Source organism: Halobacillus aidingensis (assembly GCF_900104185.1).
GTDB classification, from domain to species: Bacteria; Bacillota; Bacilli; order Bacillales; family Halobacillaceae; genus Halobacillus; species Halobacillus aidingensis.
The window spans coordinates 25,117-42,889 of the sequence record NZ_FNIZ01000019.1; the positions used below are offsets into that span (position 1 = coordinate 25,117).

The window sequence follows — 17,773 nt, forward strand, 5'->3', positions numbered from 1 at the left end:
TAAAACCTCACAATGTCAAGTAGACTCTATTCCTCCGGTGCAATCTTTTGCAAGTGGCCTTCGAGTTTGTCTAACGTCAGAGGGCCGATAACCTGCTCTTCAATTTCACCTTCAGGATTGATGAATAGCGTGGAAGGAATCGGACCGATGTTATAAAGATCCATTACTTCACCATTTTTATCTTGCAGAATAGGGAAGGTCAGATTGTATTCGTTCACAAAATTCTCCACCACAAGCTCGGTCGAATCTAGATTGACAGCTAGAATTTCGACACCTTTTTCTTTGTACTCCGGATACAACTCTTCCATATAAGGCATTTCATCTTTACACGGCTTACAATACGTCGCCCAAAAGTTGACCATGACGCCTTTCCCTCTCAAATCACTCAATTGAACCGTCTCATCTGTACCGAATTTTTTCAATTGAAAGTCGGGTGCTTTCTCCCCTTTGGCGATCACCGATTGTTCGTCCTTGCCGTTTGCAACGAGAGCGAACACGACAAGTCCGACCATCACGGCAAGCATAGCTGTTCTGAAGATGAGGCGCTTTCTTTTTTTCCTAATGGTTTCTTCCTTCATTATGACTCACTCCCAAACCATTATAACATTGATTGAAGGCTGTAAATTTGAACGTTATTCAACAGTTTTCTCAGCAAGTGCACGGAGCTGTTTCACTTCAAACGGTTTCAATGGACGGGAATCTCCTGCATTCATTCCATGTAGGTCCAGCGTCCCGTACCGTTCACGTTTCAATTTGTCTAAAGGGTATCCAAGAGACTCAAACATCCGACGGACTTGACGGTTCTTTCCTTCGTGAAGAACAATTTGTACAATCGCCGTATTCTTCTTCGAATCCGTGGAGGTGACTTTAGCGTGAACGGCCTTCAAGTACTCCCCGTCTACGGTCATCCCTTTCTTCAACTGCTTCAGTTGATCTTTAGTAGGAATGCCTTTTGTCTTTGCGATGTACACTTTGTCCACTTCATGACTCGGGTGCATGAGTAAATTAGCAAATTCCCCGTCGTTTGTTAACAAAATTAATCCAGACGTATCGTAATCCAGCCTGCCTATTGGGAAAATCCGCTCTTTAACTTCCGGCAAAAAGTCTGTGACTACTTTACGTCCCTTATCATCACTGACGCTTGAAATAACACCGCGTGGTTTATATAACAAATAGTAGACAGGCTCTTCTTTATCGATCGGGACTCCTTCTACTTCAACATCATCGTTTTTACCAACCTTTGTTCCTAATTCTGTTACTACTTTTCCATTGACTGTCACCTTGCCGTCAACAATCAATTTTTCTGCTTTTCTTCGTGATGCGACACCTGCGTGGGCGATCACCTTTTGTAGTCGTTCCATATCTGCCATACGACCGTCACCAACTTTCTTTGAAATCACTTTTTTTCATGAAACGAAGCCACGCTCACACAGCGCGGCTCGTCCGTTCCTCTACATTATACACATTCTATAAAGGTTTGAACAAAAAATCATCCTATTAACTAAATAGGATGATGACAATGACAATTGATGCTATTATACCAACCAAATCGGCCATCAGTCCAACTTTCAAAGCATCTCCCATTCTTTTTATCCCAACGGCCCCAAAATAGACAGTGATAATGTATAGTGTCGTATCGGTACTCCCCTGCATCACAGATGCGAGTTGACCGATGAAAGAATCAGGACCAAACGTGCGGATCAGCTCTGTCGTCATACTGAGTGCGGCCGTTCCTGAGATAGGACGGATGAAAGCGAGAGGGAGAATTTCAGCTGGAGCTCCAAACAATGACATCAGAGGCTCGAACAGTTTCACGATCGCCCCCATCGCACCTGACGCTTGAAAAACAGCAATCGACACCATCATCCCCAATAAGAAAGGAAGCAAACTGATGGCAATTTGGATTCCCTCTTTACTCCCTTCCACAAACACTTCATAAGAAGGTACCTTTTTAATGGTTGCCGTCACCAGTACAAGCAGGATGATGGATGGGATGAGCCATATGCTGATCATAAACGCATCGCCCTCTCCCTTTTATAATGAAAATAGCGGTCGATCAATAAGGCGGCAATGGTAGAAATAATAGTTGCCAAAATGGTAGCACCTACGATGGAGGTCGGATCCTCTGAACCATACTTCATCCGAATGGCAATCACAGTTGTCGGTACGAGCGTCAGGGATGAGGTGTTGATGGCAAGGAGTGTAATCATAGACCTGCTCGCTTTATCCGAACCTGACAGCTTTTTCAATTCCTTCATCGCTTTGAGCCCCATCGGCGTGGCAGCATTTCCAAGACCGAACATATTGGCCGTCATATTGGACAGGATGTAACCAAGCGCCGGGTGGTCCTCAGGAATTTCAGGGAAGATGCGTTTGACAAAGGGCCGGAAAATTTTAGCCAATCCGGCAAGAAGCCCTGCCTCTTCAGCGATTTTCATCAATCCAAGCCAAAAAATGAGGACCCCTGCAAGACTCAGAGTAATCATAATTGCCTCATCCAATGTTGAGAAAATCGCTTTGTTTACGTCCTCCATCGTACCATTGAAAGCCGCATAGATAATCCCCGTAACCGCAAGGAACGCCCATATTAAGTTGACCATGGCGCTACCCCCATCATCCTGTTCAAGAAGTTCTTCACTTCTGAAAAGAAGGATTGAGAAGGGCGCTCATTCCACACAGGCGCTTCAACTAACGGTGTTTGTCCGACCATGAAGTATGTCACACCGGCTAAATTCGACTCCCCTTGCTGGTCATAACGGTAAAATGTTGCCTGAAGGTCTTCCTTTTCAGATAGGGTGAGAGGATAATAGATATCTCTTGGAATATAAAGGGATTTCCCGTTCACTTCAACGGTACCCTCACTTTGTAGTTTCACCGTTTCAAAATTACTGAATCCCCACTCGAACATCCGTGTATGGTCATTCCAATCATCAGGAGCATTCAAAGTAACAGCGATCAGCTCCATTCCATCTTTTTGGGCACTTGTCACTAAGGTTCGCCCAGCGGCTTTTGTGAATCCGGTTTTCCCACCGTTCGTCGGTTCGTAATATTGGGTCAGCATTTTATTTTTATTCTTCCACGAGTATTCTCGATTTTCAGAACGATACATTTCGCTGCCTGTAACTTCGCGGAACGTATCATTTTTCATAGAGTAGGCCATAAGCAGCCCCATATCATACGCGCTTGAATAATGGGTTTCTCCATCCAAGCCATGCGGATTTTCAAAGTGACTGTTATTCATACCAAGCCAAGCCGCCTTTTCATTCATCAGCTGCACAAAACCTTCGACACTTCCGCCTACATGTTCAGCAATCGCTACAGCTGAATCATTTCCAGACCTCAGCATCAACCCATATACCAAATCTTTCAAAGGGATTTTTTCTTTCTCTGTCAAATAAATGGAGGACCCTTCTGTATAAACGGCCCTTTTACTTACTTTCACCTTTTCTTCCATCATTCCTGATTCAATCGCTATGATAGCGGTCATTATCTTCGTGGTGCTGGCAATCAGTGTAGGGTCATAAGCATTCTTTTCATACAAGACCCGGCCTGATTCTGCATCCATCAGAACGGCCCGCTCAGCAGATACCGATATATTAGGGTTCGCTTTTACCTTATCCACCATAAAGGTTGGAAGTAGTAAAGTCATTACCACAGCTACATAAAAGAACCTTCTCAAGAGGACTTCCTCCTATTCACATCATTTGCTTCAACTTATGCAAAAGCGTACAAGCTTATGAGTAATAGAAAAATCCAATTATGGCAGGATTTTGGAAGACTCAGTTCGAAATGTTTGTGTGAGTGGATCGGGGCGGCGGGGGATGAATCGCTTTCCGTGGGAGCGCGGTGAGCCTCCTCGGACTGCGTCCTGTGGGGTCTCACCAAGCACTTTTTTCCCACAGGAGTCTCCCCATCCCCCGCCGCCCCTTAACCATAAATGACTCTCGAAACTCCTCTAAATGAATCGCGATGTTAGGTAAGGAAGCCCTGATTTGCCATATCATGATAATAGTTTCAACCAAAGAATATGCACAAATAAGGTTAGAGAACAGGGTCTGGGAAACGTCCGCATGAAAATCGAGAGGAGACACGGACGTGTGTGTTTTTCTACTGACGGATCCCAAACACTGCAAATCGTCGTTTCCCTGACCCCGTATCCATGGCTAGAAAGCGTCTTCCATTATTTCAACTAGGTAAGGTTTACATTATGAATTTTCGGTAGGTGCTCTTTGCACTCCCACGGAAAACTAGTCATCCTCCACCCCACCTCACCAACATATCGAAATCGAGTCTTCCACAATCGGGATTTATATAGAAAAAAAAGCTGTCCCTGGTAGGGAACAGCTTTTTAGTCGTCGGCGAAGGGGTCTTCGTTGAATTTTTCGAAAAAGAGATCAGCTTCTCCTTCTTCTTCCCCTTCGCTTTGCTTGAGTTCAGAAAGAGGCGGAAGCTCTTCAATGGAAGTCAAGCCGAAATAGATAAGAAAATCTTTGGTCGTTCCATATAGGATCGGGCGTCCGATGGCATCTTTACGGCCTTTTTCTTCAATCAAACTGCGATTGACAAGTGTCTGGATGGCACGGTCACTTTTGACCCCTCTCAAGTCATCGACTTCTATTCTAGTAATCGGTTGTTGATAGGCAATGATTGCGAGCGTTTCAAGAGCCGCTTGAGACAGCCTTGTCGATCCTGGTGAATCCAAAAGACGCTTGTAATACGAAGCATGCTCTGGCTTCGTAGTCAAATGCAAGGTTCCTTGTGAGTCCATGATGGTGAGACCTCTGTTTTTCGATTGATAGTCTTTCATCATTTCTTCCAACAATGTTTTGAACGTCTTCGCATCCAACTCTAGTAGGTCGGTCAGTTTCTTTTTTGTGATCCCTTCTTCTCCGGCTGCAAAAAGCAGACCTTCGGTTATCGCTTTGTAGTCTTCTAACTCCATGGTGCATCCTCCGTCTTATATACGATTAGTTCATCAAAATGTTGTTGTTGGACACATACGATGTCATTGCTCTTCATCAACTCAAGTAAAGCGATGAAAGTGACTACGATATGCGGTCGTGTTCGTTTTTCAAATAATTGATGAAAAGGAGTGCCACCTGCTTGCACATCAATTTTACCGAGTATTTCTTCCATTCTCATTTGGATAGGAATCTCATCTCTCCGGACCTTCGCTTCCTGTGGTTTTTCTGTTTTGGCCCGCTTTAATAGATTGCCCATCGCTTGAATCATATCGTAAACAGAGGCTTCTCCCGGGCGCACTTCCGGCATCTCTTCTTCCCAGCCTTCCATATTCAATGGAGGTCGGGTGTAGATGCGGTTGGCATCGAGTTCTTTTTCCTTCAGTTCTTCTGCTGCTTGTTTATATTTTCGGTATTCAATCAAACGTCGCATCAAATCTTCGCGAGGGTCATCTTCAAGCTCCCCATCTTCGAATTCATCTTCCATGTTTTGATTAGGAAGAAGCATCTGACTTTTCATGGCAAGTAATGTAGCAGCCATGACCAGATATTCGCTCGCGAGATCCAGCTCAAGCTCCTGCATCGTATGGATATAGTTCATGTACTGATCGGTAATTTGGGAAACGGGAATATTATAAATATCGATTTCGTATCGATTGATCAGGTGTAAAAGAAGATCAAGAGGTCCTTCAAAACCTTCCACTTTCACTTGGTAGCTTTTTTTCATATCATTCTTCCTTTACGTTCCAATGTTCTTTTTATAATGGTATCAAAAAACATCCTGCTGTGACAGCATGTATTTAATGGCGATTAATGTCTTTCGTTTTACATCTTCCTTTAAGTTATACTATAGATAGAAGTACAAGAACCTTATTTTAATCAACAACCAAGCTTTCCATGGTTGTATCAAAGGAATGGATGGTTTATATGTATCCTAAAGCTTATATAGAATTTCTTGCTCATTTCCACGGTACGAGAGATTATTTCGAGTGTCATGAGATCCTTGAGGAATACTGGAAAGAAGTTGATCCTCGCAACCGTTCTTCCATCTGGGTATGGCTCATCCAAATCGCTGTAGCCATGTACCATGATCGCAGAGGCAATCAAAATGGTGCAAAGACCCTCATTAAACGGTGTTTAAGAAAGAAAGTAGAACATGAGAGAGAACTCCCACTCCTCGGATTGGATGGAGAACGCCTGGAAAAACAGCTGGAAGCATTCAAAGCACGTTTGGACAAAGAGGTCCCTTACCGTAGCTGGAATATGCCCATCATAGATAATGAACTCCGTAAAGAAGTACATCTCCTCTGCCAACAATGGAACGTCGCTTACGGGTCTCCGAGTGACATGTCTGATGAATTCCTTCTAATGAAACATAAAATGAGAAGAAAATCACTTTAAATTCCTATATAAACGAAACAAAGGAGGTGCCGTGAATCGACACCTCCTTATCTTTTATAACTGTGAAGAGGCACTTTCTTCATCACATTTCTCGATGAATGACTCTGTGGCTACATCAGCACATACATGACAATCATCTTTGAAATGGTCACGGACACGATGGATCATCTGCCGACCAATCCCAGCATTACGATGGGACGGGTTGACGGACACGTGCTGGATGATGGCTTTGCCATCTTCCAAACGGACACCGACCGCTCCGAGGATGTCTTCCTCTTTCCACAAAAACAGATTCCAATTCGGATTGGAATCGTATTCTTTTATAATTTCCTGAAGTGTCTTCACGTCTGAAACTTCAGGCATGAAAGAAAGCAAACCCATCGCAATCTTTTCAAATGATTTTTTATAACGAATTAACATATTAACCCCTCAATTATGAAAATAACTTTCCTAGAGTTCCAGATGAGAAAATGGTTACTTTCAATCATTGTCTAATTCTTCCTATATGTCAAGCTTACATGACGATGACGAACCAGTAGTATAAGCCCCAACCGATGCTGAACAACGATAAAAACGTAAACAGCATCCAATTTTTCATTTTCATTATACGCTGCCCCCGGTTTTTTGTGATTTGCCCCGCTACATAGAATATAGCATAGCCCTGGATTATTCAAGCCTGTTTAAAACCGTCTTTTCACAATCGACCAAAGCTGATATCCATCAGAACCCTTTTCTTTGATAGAAAACGGTACAAGATTCACGAGGGCAAGGTACGTATTAAAAAGAAAAGAAATACGAAGCAGATCACCGCCCTGCTCCTTAAACCATAAGAACAAAACGAAAGCTGTTAGAGCATTGAGTAAAGGACCGCCAATACTGATCCAAGCTTTTTCGAAATCTTTGAACGGAGGTTTCCGTTCATTCACCGAGTAAGCTCCCTGGAAGAAAAAAAGGTGGATGTACACATGTACCCCGCTTTTTTCCCATCGCCCGATTACTTTTCCCCGGCCAAGGTGAAGGACACTATGATCTGCCCTGAAGTACAGGCCGGGGAATAGGTGACCAAGCTCATGGATGAACAGACTCAAAGGTGCCACTAAAAAAATCAATACGAGTAGTGTGACAATCATGAAGGGCTCTTTTAATGATTACTTGTCCTCAACGCGGACTTTCTGCATGACATCTCCGACACGAACACGATCGACCGTATCCACACCATCCACCACTTTGCCAAAAACGGTGTGACGGCCGTCTAAGTGTGGCTGAGGAGAGTGACAGACGAAGAATTGGCTTCCTCCTGTATCTTTTCCAGCGTGGGCCATGGAAAGGGATCCTCGCTCATGCTTGTGAGGATTGCCTTCGGTTTCACATTTGATCGTATAGCCTGGACCACCCGTTCCTGTTCCTTTCGGGCACCCGCCCTGGATCACGAAGTCTGGGATGACACGGTGGAATGTCAATCCATCGTAAAATTCATCATTGGCCAGTTTCTCAAAATTCGCTACCGTGTTTGGTGCTGCTTCATCGTAAAGTTCAATCAGCATTTTTTCTCCATTTTCAAATTCAATCGTTGCTTGTTTCATTTCTCATACCCCTCTCATTTTTCATAAGATAAATCTAGTCGTGTCATCTCTTGATAGCTCTCTCTTCTGACGACAAGCTGATGCTTTCCGTCTTCGACAAACACGACGGCCGCTTTTTGAAAGCGGTTGTAATTGTTAGCCATAGCATAACCATACGCTCCTGTGCTGAAAACTGCAAGTCTGTCTCCATGTTCAACCGCAGGAAGCGCCACATCCCATATTAGCATATCTCCAGATTCACAGCACTTTCCAGCTATGGAATACTCTTTTTCCGGCTTTTGGTCCATTTTTTCTACCAGCGCTGCTTCGTATTTTGCCTGATAAAGGGCTGGACGGATATTATCTGTCATCCCTCCGTCCACAGATACATACGTCCTTACATCAGGGACTTCCTTGAGGGAACCGATGGTATAGATCGTAGTACCTGCCTCCCCGACAATTGCACGCCCCGGCTCAATCCAGATTTCCGGCATAGGATAATCGTACTGCGATGAGAGGTTTTTCACTTCACGGATAAGGGCGTGAGCATATTGATCCAAATCAAGCGGTTCGTCCTCTTCCGTATATTGAATCCCGAACCCGCCGCCTAAATTCAGTACGGTCGCTTCATATTTATAGCGGTCACGCCAATCGTTCAAAGTAGTAAAGAGTTTTCTCGTTGCCATTTCGAAACCGCTCGTCTCAAAGATTTGTGAACCAATATGGCAATGAAGTCCGACTAAACGGATATTGGCATCATCCTGGACTTTCATGAATGCCTCTTCAGCCTGGCCGCTGCTCAAATCAAAACCGAATTTCGAGTCTTCCTGCCCTGTCAAAATATAATCATGGGTATGGGCTTCGATCCCCGGTGTCACCCTCAACAAGACATCCATCTCTTTCTTCTGCTCTTTGAGGATGGAGTGCAGGAGTTCGATTTCATAAAAATTATCAACGACGATACATCCGATTCCATGTTCTACGGCCATTTCCAATTCACGGATACTTTTATTGTTCCCGTGCATGTGAATCTTCTCTACGGGGAAGCCTGCTTCAAGGGCTGTATGTAGTTCTCCTTCAGAAACGACATCCAGACTGAGACCTTCCTGGTTCGCAACCTGAAGCATCGCGACAGAAGAAAAAGCTTTACTTGCATAGGCGACTTGAGCTGCTACCTGATTTTCTTTGAATGTCTGCACAAATGCCCGTGCCTTTTGTCTGATTTCACCAACATCATATACATAAAGAGGGGTGCCATATTGTTCGGCAAGGTCTGTAGCTGGAACTTGTCCGATTAACAATTGCCCATTTTCATTAACATCATGATTCATCGTAACCCACCTTTTCTACAAACGGAGAAATGATAAAAAGAAAATGCCCCTTGGAGTTCAAAGGACATCAAGATTTATTTTAATTTATCACATTGCTAAAGAACGGGCAATACGATTATTTTTGACGGTGATTGTTTTGAGGGTGAACAACGCTCGGTCTCACTTTCAACGATGGCATACTTAGACGGAGAATAATTTGAATCGCCGCTTTTCCATTGAACGGGAGAAATGGCCACAAATAGGGGGTGTTCAACGACTTCGTATTCGCTAAAAGCAGAATATAAGCTAAGAATCCACCCATCAGCCCTTTAATCCCAAATATCGCGACTAAAATCACAAATACGATTCGTGCCATTTTATTAGCCACAGATAATTCATAACTCGGCGTTGAATAGGATCCGATGGCTGCAACAGCTACGTAAAGGATGACTTCAGGGACGAACATCCCTACGTCAATGGCGATTTGCCCTATAAGAACAGCGGCGATAAGTCCCATAGCCGTCGATAAAGGAGTAGGTGTATGGATGGCTGCGATCCTGAGCATCTCCAAACCTAAATCGGCAATCAATATTTGAAAGATGATGGGAATGCTGCTTTCTTCGTTGGGACCTATAAAGGCCAGCGGTTCTGGAAGCAGATCCGGCTGCATAACGAACAACATCCATAATGGTAAAAGAAAAACAGATGCAAAAATCCCAAAAAAACGCACCCACCGTACAAAAGTCCCAACAGGAGGAGACTGCCGGAATTCCTCCGCATGCTGCACATGGTGGAAGTACGTGGTCGGAGTAATGATTGTACTTGGTGATGTGTCGGTCATGATGACTACATGTCCTTCAAATAAATGCGAAGCGACGACATCAGGCCGTTCCGTATATCTTACGAGCGGAAAAGGATTCCTTCCCTGATTGACAATGTACTCTTCGAGACTTTTATCCGCCATCGACAAGCCGTCGATATCGATTTTTTGTATTTCATCTTTTAACAATTGAACAAGCCCTGGATCGGCAACGTCTTTGATGTAAGTAATACAAACATCTGTTTTCGAACGATTCCCGACCTGCATAATTTCATTTCTTAACCGTTCGTCTCTGATACGACGACGTGTAAGAGCTGTGTTTTCTATGATATTTTCTGTGTACCCATCCCTCGAACCACGGATGACCTTTTCCGTATCCGGTTCTTCTGGGGTCCTTCCAGGATACGTCCGCACATCAACAATGAAGGCCTCTGTTTCCCCATCGACGAAAATGACCATCAATCCGGAAAGCATCTGGGTGATACACTTATCAATGTCGGAAGTCGTCTCTACTTGTTGATGAGGGATTTCATCTTTTATGGATTTAAATACGGAATCGACGTGGTCCTCCGAATCATTCATTTCCATTAATTGGCGCATCACTTCTACAACGATGGGTGTCTCTACCAACCCTGTGACATAATAGAAGTTCACTTCCACACCTAGTAAGGTCAACGTACGGAAACCGGCATCAAATGATTGGTCTACGCCAATGCGTTCATTCATCGTCTTCCGGTTTTGGTCGAGCTTCATGACGATGGGCGTTCCTTGTTTCTTCGTAGGCATAAACCTCCACTCCTTGATCTCGAGTTATCCTTTAGGCTTGAAAATAACAGCAACGATAAAACCAAACAATATGGCGGATGCAATACCGGCAGATGTCAGTTCAAAAATACCGATGGCCACGCCGATAAAGCCATGTTCATCCGCCTGTTCCATAGCTCCATGCAAAAGCGAATGCCCGAAACTTGTAATCGGCACAGTGGCTCCTGCACCTGCAAATTCAATGAGGTTATCATAGAGATCGAACGCGTCCAGGACCGCGCCTGCTACAACAAAGGAAGACATGACGTGGGCTGGAGTCAATTTGAATACATCCATTAAAATCTGCCCGATCACACAAATGCTCCCCCCGACGATAAACGCCCATAAGAATGTCATGATCCTTCCTCCCCTCTCGTGAGCACAACGGCATGAGCGATTCCCGGAATCGATTCCTTCTGTTGAAGCATCATCGGACTCATGAGCGCACCTGTCGCAACAATTAACACACGCTTGTATTTACCACTCATCAAATCCTGCACAATTTTCCCATAAGTCACGACCGCTGAGCACGCACATCCGCTTCCCCCTGCAAACACAGGTTGGTCGCTATGATAGACCAGCAGCCCACAATCTTTATGGACATCACTGATATCATAGCCATCCTGTTTCATCAAATCTTTAAGAATAGGGGTTCCCACAGAGGACAAGTCCCCCGTTGCGATCACATCATAATCCCCCGGAACACGCCCCATGTCTTCCAAATGCGTTTTGATGGTGTCCCAGGCGGCTGGTGCCATCGCCGATCCCATATCAAACGGGTCCTTGACGCTATAATCCATGACTTTTCCAATGGTTGCCGCTTCGACCTTAACCTTCGATGGTGTTTTCGAAAGAAGGGCAGCCCCGCTTCCTGTCACGGTAAACGTAGCGGTGCCCGGCTTTTGTCCCCCATATTCCGTTGGATAGCGGAATTGTCGTTCGGCTGTACAGTTGTGAGAACTGACGGCTACTAATGCTTGGGTGGCGTACCCTGATGAGACGAGCGCAGCACCTGTGGCGAGTGTCTCCATACTCGTCGAACAAGCGCCGAACATACCTAAAACAGGTATACCTAACTGTCTCGCTACATAGTTTCCTGTGACGTTTTGGTTCAAAAGATCTCCAGCTAAAAACAAATCAATATTGGATTGGTCGACCCCTGCTTTTTGCAGACAAGTATTAACCGCATCTGTCATCAGTTTGCGTTCAGCAAGCTCCCAGTTGGATTCACCACAGTGAAGCTCTTCATGAATGACGTCATACGTTTCTTTCAGTGGACCTTCTCCTTCCATCGGACCGACAGCCGTGCCCGTGGATTGTAAGTAGACCGGATCGGTAAACGTCCACGAATGTGTTCCAGTTTTAGCCATATGCTTTTCCTCCTAAAAAATAAGCGACCATACGTAACGAATGATTCCTAATACATAAGCAGCGACAACACCAAATACAATGACAGATCCTGCTAACTTGAATAAGTTGGTGGCAACCCCGAGCACGAGCCCCTCAGATTTATGCTCCAATGCTGCTGAGGTAATCGAGTTTGCGAATCCAGTGACTGGAACCGCTGAACCAGCACCAGCAAACTGTCCGAGCTTATCATACACACCGAAACCTGTAGCGAGAGCAGAGAGTAGTATTAGAGTCGCTACCGTCGGGTTGATGGCATTTTTTTCACTATAGTCAAACCAGTGGATATACATTTGTGTCAAAAGTTCACCAAACACGCAAATCAACCCACCTATAATAAATGCTTTCAAACAATTCATGACATAAGGCGGTTTCGGTTGATAGGATTTTCTCGCCTTATCAAAGTTCTTTTCATTGAGCGGTTGTTTAGCCACACTACTTCCTCCTAATCACAGATCGTTCACCTGACAAAAATGATCCATTGGAATAAAGATCCCGCAATTTTCCCAAGCACCAGAGCCATTAATAGCGTAAAGAGAAAACCATCCACACCGATTCGTTTGAATAAAAGTGGAAATACATTCAAGACTTCCGTCAGAGCAGCGGCCAGCATTCCTATGAAGATCCCATGAAAAAGTCCCCATATCACAAGACCAATCATGGTCATCTTCACAGGGCCATCCCCAAATGAAAGGTAAATCCCTGCGAAAACGCCTAGAATCACAGCCATTTCATAACTCCGGAGTTTTGATTCCGAATGGCTCAACTGCATGAGCCTTGGGACAATCCCGAGGACTGTCAAAAAAGCAACGAAGCCTGTTCCGACAGCAATGCCAGCAGCAAGTCCAATGAGTGCTTCAACGATCCACATCCTGTTTTTCCACCTTATTCTCCTTAATGGCTACATAATGGTCCAGATCTTCCTGGTAATTGAATATCTCTACTTCCATCGGACTCGGCTCTTCATTGAATCGTTTCTGAAACCAGTGGTTAAAAAATAAGATCATTCCTATCCCAAGACCGATGGAATACGGCACCTGGATCCATAACGGATGTTCCACTTTCTCCCCTGTCAACATGAAGTGCAGCTTCTGTTGAACGGCCTGCATGCTCACATCATAATGGAAGTTCATAATCGCCATCGCTGCTCCAATAAAAAGCAGGACCCATATCGCACTGATCAATAGAGGGGACGGCTGCTTTTGGTGTTTTTCCACATGAACCACGCATTGATTCGGGCCGATCAGTTCGACCTCAAGCTCCGGAAATTTCTCGATCACTTGTTCAATGATCATGAACGAATCGATAACCACGATGTTTTGGTCATCTTCGGTCACTTGATGCAAGACCATCTGCTCCAAGACAGGTTTATGACGCTTTTGACCCGTAACACGAGCCACATCCTGCAAACGGATTTTTGCCAACGGTTGAACATAGATCGATTGTTTTGTACGTATATAGACAGGAGTCGCCAATCCTACCGCCTCCCCTGCGTAAATTTTCTTAGACTTATTATGTGTGAGATCGGAAAAATCATACGAAGAGTCCTTGGTTATTGGATAATGGAAAATATCGTGTATTTGAAGCTGCTACAAGAAGGTTCAGGTATACGATTTTTTACCAGAAAATAAAAAAAGCTGTACCATTATAGGTACAGCCCTCAGCTTGTATCATTCATCGTTTCCTTCATATCAGCAAGGATTTTCTTTTCCAACCGCGATACTTGTACTTGCGATATGCCTAAACGTTCCGCCACTTCGGTTTGCGTTTGATCTTTGTAATAACGCAAGTAAATAATAAGCCGCTCCCGCTTGTCCAGTTTACTCATCACATCCTGGAGGGTTAGATGATCGAACCAGTTGCTTTCCTCTTCGGCAATCTGGTCGACGAGCGTGATCGGGTCGCCTTCGTTTTCATATACCGTTTCATAAATGGACTGAGGAGTTCGTCCAACTTCCTCCGCCTGGACGATTTCCTCCCTTGTAAGCCCTAAGGCATCTGCCAGTTCATTAACCGTCGGAGAGCGGCCATATTCTTTTAACAGCTCTTCTTTCTTGCCACGGACTTTATGATTCAGTTCTTTCAAACTCCGGCTCACTTTCACACTGCCATCATCACGAATGAAGCGCTGGATTTCACCAATGATCATCGGTACGGCATACGTAGAAAAACGCACATCATAACTCAAGTCGAATTTGTCGATCGATTTGAGCAGGCCGATACAGCCGATTTGATACAGATCATCCTGATCGTATCCACGCCTGAGATATCGCTGGACGACCGACCATACGAGACGGGTGTTTCTTTCTACCAAATAGTCCCTCGCCTCTTGATCGCCCGCCTGACTCTTTTTGATCAGCTCTTTGACATCTTTGTCGGACAGACGGTCTTTTGTCGTATCGCTCATAGGCGGCGCCTCAATTGCACAAAGCGCGGGTTGACGTCAACTGCTTCGTCATTCGGATCGTTGTTCCGACCCCGGGCTCTGATGTAATGTCTACGCGATCCATGAAATTCTCCATGATGGTAAAACCCATTCCCGAGCGTTCCCATTCCGGTTTCGACGTGTATAGCGGTTCTTTCGCAATATCGATATTTTCAATACCCTGACCGCGATCCTGAATGATCAGTTCGATTTCTCCGTCATCAATGGCACAAGTAAGCATGACTTTTTCATCATTTTTCTCTTCGTAACCATGAATAATGGCATTCGTGACAGCTTCAGAGACGACGGTTTTAATATCCGTAAGCTCTTCCATCGTCGGATTGATTTGACTGACAAAAGCGGCAACAGATACACGGGCAAGGGATTCATTTTCACTCACACTCGTAAACTCCAGCGTCATTTCATTTCGCATGATGCCACCCCCAACATCTCAAGCGCGGATGCCTCATCATCCACGAGCTTCATGATTTTGAACATTCCCGACATATCGAACAATCTCCGAACCTCAGGCGAAATCGAGCAGAGCACCATTTCGTTCCCTTTTGCTTGTACCTCTTTATAACGACCGAGCATCACACCAAGGCCTGAACTATCCATGAAGGACAATTTTTGTAAATTGACAATCACATGTTCGACACCGTTGTTCGCGAGCTCCTTCTGCCAAGCTTCCCGAAGAGTTGTGGCTTCATGATGATCCAGCTCTCCATTTAACCTGACGAGCAAAACATTCTCTCTGACAGCAAAATTAACTTGAAGACTCAAGTGAATTACCTCCTCTGACTTTATAAGAGTCACTATGTCTTTTCGTAATTTTCGCTGTCATTTCCTGCTCAAAAACATAACTAGTGAGAAAATGCTAAAACCTCTGAAAGCTCGTCAAATTCTTCCACGAACGCTGCCACAGGGTAGGGAAACCTGCTTTATCCACGGTTTCGACCGTTTCGAGACGAACTTTAGCTACTTCCTGATCCCCATTCTTCACGATCACCCATCCCATATGGGCCCCTTTTTCCAATGGAAGGTCTGATTTCTCTACTACTTTCAGCTCTGTTTCATACTTGCTCTTCTTATCATTTTTCTTCTTAAGGACGACGACGTCTTTTTCAGGGGAAAGGTTCAACTCAAGAGGATTCCCTCTCGTCATTTTCATGGTTTTCATCGTGTCATCCTTCGAATAGAGTTTGACGCCCTCATACTGACTGAAACCATAATCCAAAAGACTTGTCACATCCGAGTTCCTCATCTTCGGATTTTCTGCTCCCATCACGACGGCGATCATATGCATATCATCGCGCTTAGCAGAGGCCGTGAGACAATATTTCGCCTCGCTTGTATAACCTGTTTTCAGTCCGTCCATTCCTGGATAATTCTTAATTAACTTGTTCGTGTTGACTAACCAGAATTCATTGTCCTGCCCTTTACGTAAATAATCATCATAAATTTTTGTGTACGTTGTCACTTCATCATGAAGCAGCAGTTCTCTTGCCATGACCGCCATATCATGAGCCGTACTGTAATGACCTTCAGCCGGCAGACCTGTTGGGTTTTGGAATTGTGTATTCTTCAAACCGAGATCTTTTGCTTTTTGGTTCATTTGAGCGACAAACTCTTTTTCACTTCCGGCAATCCGTTCAGCCATAGCGACACTCGCATCATTTCCAGATGCGACAGCAATCCCTTTGAGCAAATCTTCAACGGTCATCTCTTCGCCAGCTTCAAGGAAAATTTGAGAACCTCCCATAGAAGCGGCGTGTTCACTGATACGTACTTTTTCATCCAGCTTGATGCCGCCTTTATCAAGTTCTTCCATGATCAACAACAGCGTCATGACCTTCGTCATACTCGCAGGGGGCAGCTTTTTATTTGAATCCTTATCATAAAGCGTCATCCCGCTGTTCTTCTCCATCAATATCGCTGACTTCGCCGAATTGACGATCTCAGTTGAATCCCTTTCTTCTGCAAAAGTCATGTTTAACGGAAAAAGTGAGACAACTAAACAAAGAGCGAGACACACACCCATCATTTTTTTCATAACCTAAACCTCCCATTGCTTTAAGTGCCCCTAGCTTTCCCTTACCATCATCTTCTATACATAATGCAAAACAGCACCACTAGGTATTCAACAATATGGCAGGTTTGTGTAAGTCTCGATTTCGAGACTTCGTGAGAATTTAGGGGCTCCAGGAAAAGGTTCGCTTTCCGTGGGCGAGTGATGAGCCTCCTCGAGCTAACGCTCTGCGGGGTCTCATCTACCACGCACTTCCCACAGGAGTCTCACCTTTTCCCTCCGCCCCTTGGCCATGTGAGGTTCTCGAAATCCCTCTTATAGTACCCTGCCAAAAACTGTTTTAAATCCTGCTTAAACCGCGTCGATATAGGATTATCGACCATAAAAATCCCTATTGCTGGAAGGTAGTTTCGAGAATTTTTTCCGGCAAGTGGGCGGAGGGGAATGGCGAGACTCCTGCGGGAAAAAAGTGCAGGGTGAGACCCCACAGGACGCAGTCCGAGGAGGCTCACCGCGCTCCCGCGGAAAGCGAGCTATTCTCCGCAGCCCCATCCACACAACAAAAGTCTCGAAACTGAGTCTTCCAGAAAAGGGAGCGTTTGTTGAAGACTACGGGTAGGAGAACAACAAAAAACACGACCTTGGTAGGTCGTGTTTTAGATGTGGCGTTTGTTTTCTTCTTGTTTAAGCCAGTGGCGGATGCCTTTGCCGGCGTGGGGTTCGTCCTGGAAGCGGGGGATGATGTGCATGTGAGCATGGAAGATATGCTGCCCACCTGTTTTGTAACAGTTATAACCGATGTTGTATCCGTCCGGTTTAAGTGTTTCATCAAGCCAGCTTTTGACTTGTTGAATCATTTCCTGCGTATCGATCCATTCCTCTCTGGAAAGGTCAAATACGGTTGTTTTATGTGATTTGGGAACGATCAACCCTGAGCCCTTTAATATACGCTGGTCTTTTTGGACAAAGTAGCAGGAGTCGTTTTCAAAAATGATTTTCTGTTCTTTATCCGCTTCTGGTGAGCATAAAACACACTGATCCATGTCTTCCCCTC

The 17,773-nt window shown here is 44.8% G+C and carries 23 protein-coding genes; 1 reads left to right on the forward strand and 22 read right to left on the reverse strand.

Annotated elements, in window-relative coordinates:
• Positions 1-26: 26 nt before the first annotated feature.
• The 7 genes from resA to BLS23_RS15990 form a co-directional block, all read right to left on the reverse strand.
• A complete protein-coding gene (gene resA, locus BLS23_RS15960; protein WP_089654044.1) occupies positions 27-578 on the reverse strand; it encodes a thiol-disulfide oxidoreductase ResA in 552 nt (183 codons plus the stop codon).
• Between the two features lie 54 nt (positions 579-632).
• Positions 633-1,361, reverse strand: coding sequence for a pseudouridine synthase (locus tag BLS23_RS15965; RefSeq protein ID WP_089654111.1), 729 nt, complete (start codon positions 1,359-1,361; stop codon positions 633-635).
• A 136-nt stretch (positions 1,362-1,497) separates the two neighbouring features.
• The gene (locus BLS23_RS15970) at positions 1,498-2,013 is read right to left on the reverse strand and encodes a spore maturation protein (protein ID WP_089654045.1); all 516 of its coding nucleotides are present in this window, start codon (positions 2,011-2,013) and stop codon (positions 1,498-1,500) included.
• On the reverse strand, positions 2,010-2,600 hold the full coding sequence (locus BLS23_RS15975) for a nucleoside recognition domain-containing protein (protein WP_089654046.1): 591 nt from the start codon (positions 2,598-2,600) through the stop codon (positions 2,010-2,012). Before BLS23_RS15975 ends, BLS23_RS15970 begins: the two co-directional genes overlap by 4 nt.
• Entirely contained in the window at positions 2,588-3,649 is a 1,062-nt protein-coding gene (locus BLS23_RS15980; protein WP_089654112.1) for a D-alanyl-D-alanine carboxypeptidase family protein, read from the reverse strand. Before BLS23_RS15980 ends, BLS23_RS15975 begins: the two co-directional genes overlap by 13 nt.
• Positions 3,650-4,348: 699 nt before the next feature.
• Complete coding sequence (scpB, locus tag BLS23_RS15985; protein WP_089654047.1) at positions 4,349-4,942, reverse strand: SMC-Scp complex subunit ScpB; 594 nt, start codon at positions 4,940-4,942, stop codon at positions 4,349-4,351.
• Entirely contained in the window at positions 4,933-5,688 is a 756-nt protein-coding gene (locus tag BLS23_RS15990; protein ID WP_089654048.1) for a segregation/condensation protein A, read from the reverse strand. The genes scpB and BLS23_RS15990 overlap by 10 nt, the downstream gene beginning before the upstream one ends.
• Before the next feature lie 200 nt (positions 5,689-5,888).
• On the opposite strand from BLS23_RS15990, the gene BLS23_RS15995 reads away from it, so the two are divergent.
• Positions 5,889-6,362, forward strand: coding sequence for a DUF309 domain-containing protein (locus BLS23_RS15995; protein WP_089654049.1), 474 nt, complete (start codon positions 5,889-5,891; stop codon positions 6,360-6,362).
• Between the two features lie 54 nt (positions 6,363-6,416).
• On the opposite strand, the gene BLS23_RS16000 is transcribed toward BLS23_RS15995, so the two are convergent.
• From BLS23_RS16000 to BLS23_RS16070, 15 genes are all read right to left on the reverse strand, one after another.
• Entirely contained in the window at positions 6,417-6,782 is a 366-nt protein-coding gene (locus tag BLS23_RS16000) for a GNAT family N-acetyltransferase (RefSeq protein ID WP_089654050.1), read from the reverse strand.
• A 260-nt stretch (positions 6,783-7,042) separates the two neighbouring features.
• Positions 7,043-7,492 carry a site-2 protease family protein gene (locus tag BLS23_RS16005; RefSeq protein WP_089654051.1) on the reverse strand — a complete coding sequence of 150 codons (450 nt, stop codon included), beginning with the start codon at positions 7,490-7,492 and terminating at the stop codon, positions 7,043-7,045.
• An 18-nt stretch (positions 7,493-7,510) separates the two neighbouring features.
• Positions 7,511-7,945, reverse strand: coding sequence for a peptidylprolyl isomerase (locus tag BLS23_RS16010; RefSeq protein ID WP_089654052.1), 435 nt, complete (start codon positions 7,943-7,945; stop codon positions 7,511-7,513).
• A 14-nt stretch (positions 7,946-7,959) separates the two neighbouring features.
• Positions 7,960-9,255, reverse strand: coding sequence for a diaminopimelate decarboxylase (gene lysA, locus BLS23_RS16015; protein ID WP_089654053.1), 1,296 nt, complete (start codon positions 9,253-9,255; stop codon positions 7,960-7,962).
• A 115-nt stretch (positions 9,256-9,370) separates the two neighbouring features.
• Positions 9,371-10,840 (reverse strand): spore germination protein, encoded by a 1,470-nt coding sequence (locus BLS23_RS16020; protein WP_089654054.1) that lies wholly within the window; start codon positions 10,838-10,840, stop codon positions 9,371-9,373.
• Positions 10,841-10,864: 24 nt separating this feature from the next.
• Positions 10,865-11,215 carry a stage V sporulation protein AE gene (gene spoVAE, locus BLS23_RS16025; RefSeq protein WP_089654055.1) on the reverse strand — a complete coding sequence of 117 codons (351 nt, stop codon included), beginning with the start codon at positions 11,213-11,215 and terminating at the stop codon, positions 10,865-10,867.
• Positions 11,212-12,228 carry a stage V sporulation protein AD gene (gene spoVAD / locus BLS23_RS16030; protein WP_089654056.1) on the reverse strand — a complete coding sequence of 339 codons (1,017 nt, stop codon included), beginning with the start codon at positions 12,226-12,228 and terminating at the stop codon, positions 11,212-11,214. Before spoVAD ends, spoVAE begins: the two co-directional genes overlap by 4 nt.
• 12 nt (positions 12,229-12,240) lie before the next feature.
• Positions 12,241-12,699, reverse strand: a complete 459-nt coding sequence (gene spoVAC, locus BLS23_RS16035; protein WP_089654057.1) for a stage V sporulation protein AC — start codon at positions 12,697-12,699, stop codon at positions 12,241-12,243.
• A gap of 26 nt (positions 12,700-12,725) precedes the next feature.
• On the reverse strand, positions 12,726-13,136 hold the full coding sequence (locus BLS23_RS16040) for a stage V sporulation protein AB (protein WP_089654058.1): 411 nt from the start codon (positions 13,134-13,136) through the stop codon (positions 12,726-12,728).
• A complete protein-coding gene (locus tag BLS23_RS16045) occupies positions 13,123-13,740 on the reverse strand; it encodes a stage V sporulation protein AA (protein ID WP_089654059.1) in 618 nt (205 codons plus the stop codon). The genes BLS23_RS16040 and BLS23_RS16045 overlap by 14 nt, the downstream gene beginning before the upstream one ends.
• A gap of 185 nt (positions 13,741-13,925) precedes the next feature.
• On the reverse strand, positions 13,926-14,672 hold the full coding sequence (gene sigF, locus BLS23_RS16050; protein WP_089654060.1) for an RNA polymerase sporulation sigma factor SigF: 747 nt from the start codon (positions 14,670-14,672) through the stop codon (positions 13,926-13,928).
• 10 nt (positions 14,673-14,682) lie between these two features.
• Positions 14,683-15,123, reverse strand: coding sequence for an anti-sigma F factor (gene spoIIAB / locus BLS23_RS16055; RefSeq protein WP_089654061.1), 441 nt, complete (start codon positions 15,121-15,123; stop codon positions 14,683-14,685).
• On the reverse strand, positions 15,108-15,473 hold the full coding sequence (spoIIAA, locus tag BLS23_RS16060) for an anti-sigma F factor antagonist (protein WP_089654062.1): 366 nt from the start codon (positions 15,471-15,473) through the stop codon (positions 15,108-15,110). The genes spoIIAB and spoIIAA overlap by 16 nt, the downstream gene beginning before the upstream one ends.
• A 94-nt stretch (positions 15,474-15,567) precedes the next feature.
• The gene (locus BLS23_RS16065; RefSeq protein WP_089654063.1) at positions 15,568-16,743 is read right to left on the reverse strand and encodes a D-alanyl-D-alanine carboxypeptidase family protein; all 1,176 of its coding nucleotides are present in this window, start codon (positions 16,741-16,743) and stop codon (positions 15,568-15,570) included.
• Between the two features lie 632 nt (positions 16,744-17,375).
• Complete coding sequence (locus BLS23_RS16070) at positions 17,376-17,762, reverse strand: HIT family protein (RefSeq protein ID WP_089654064.1); 387 nt, start codon at positions 17,760-17,762, stop codon at positions 17,376-17,378.
• Between the last annotated feature and the right edge of the window lie 11 nt (positions 17,763-17,773).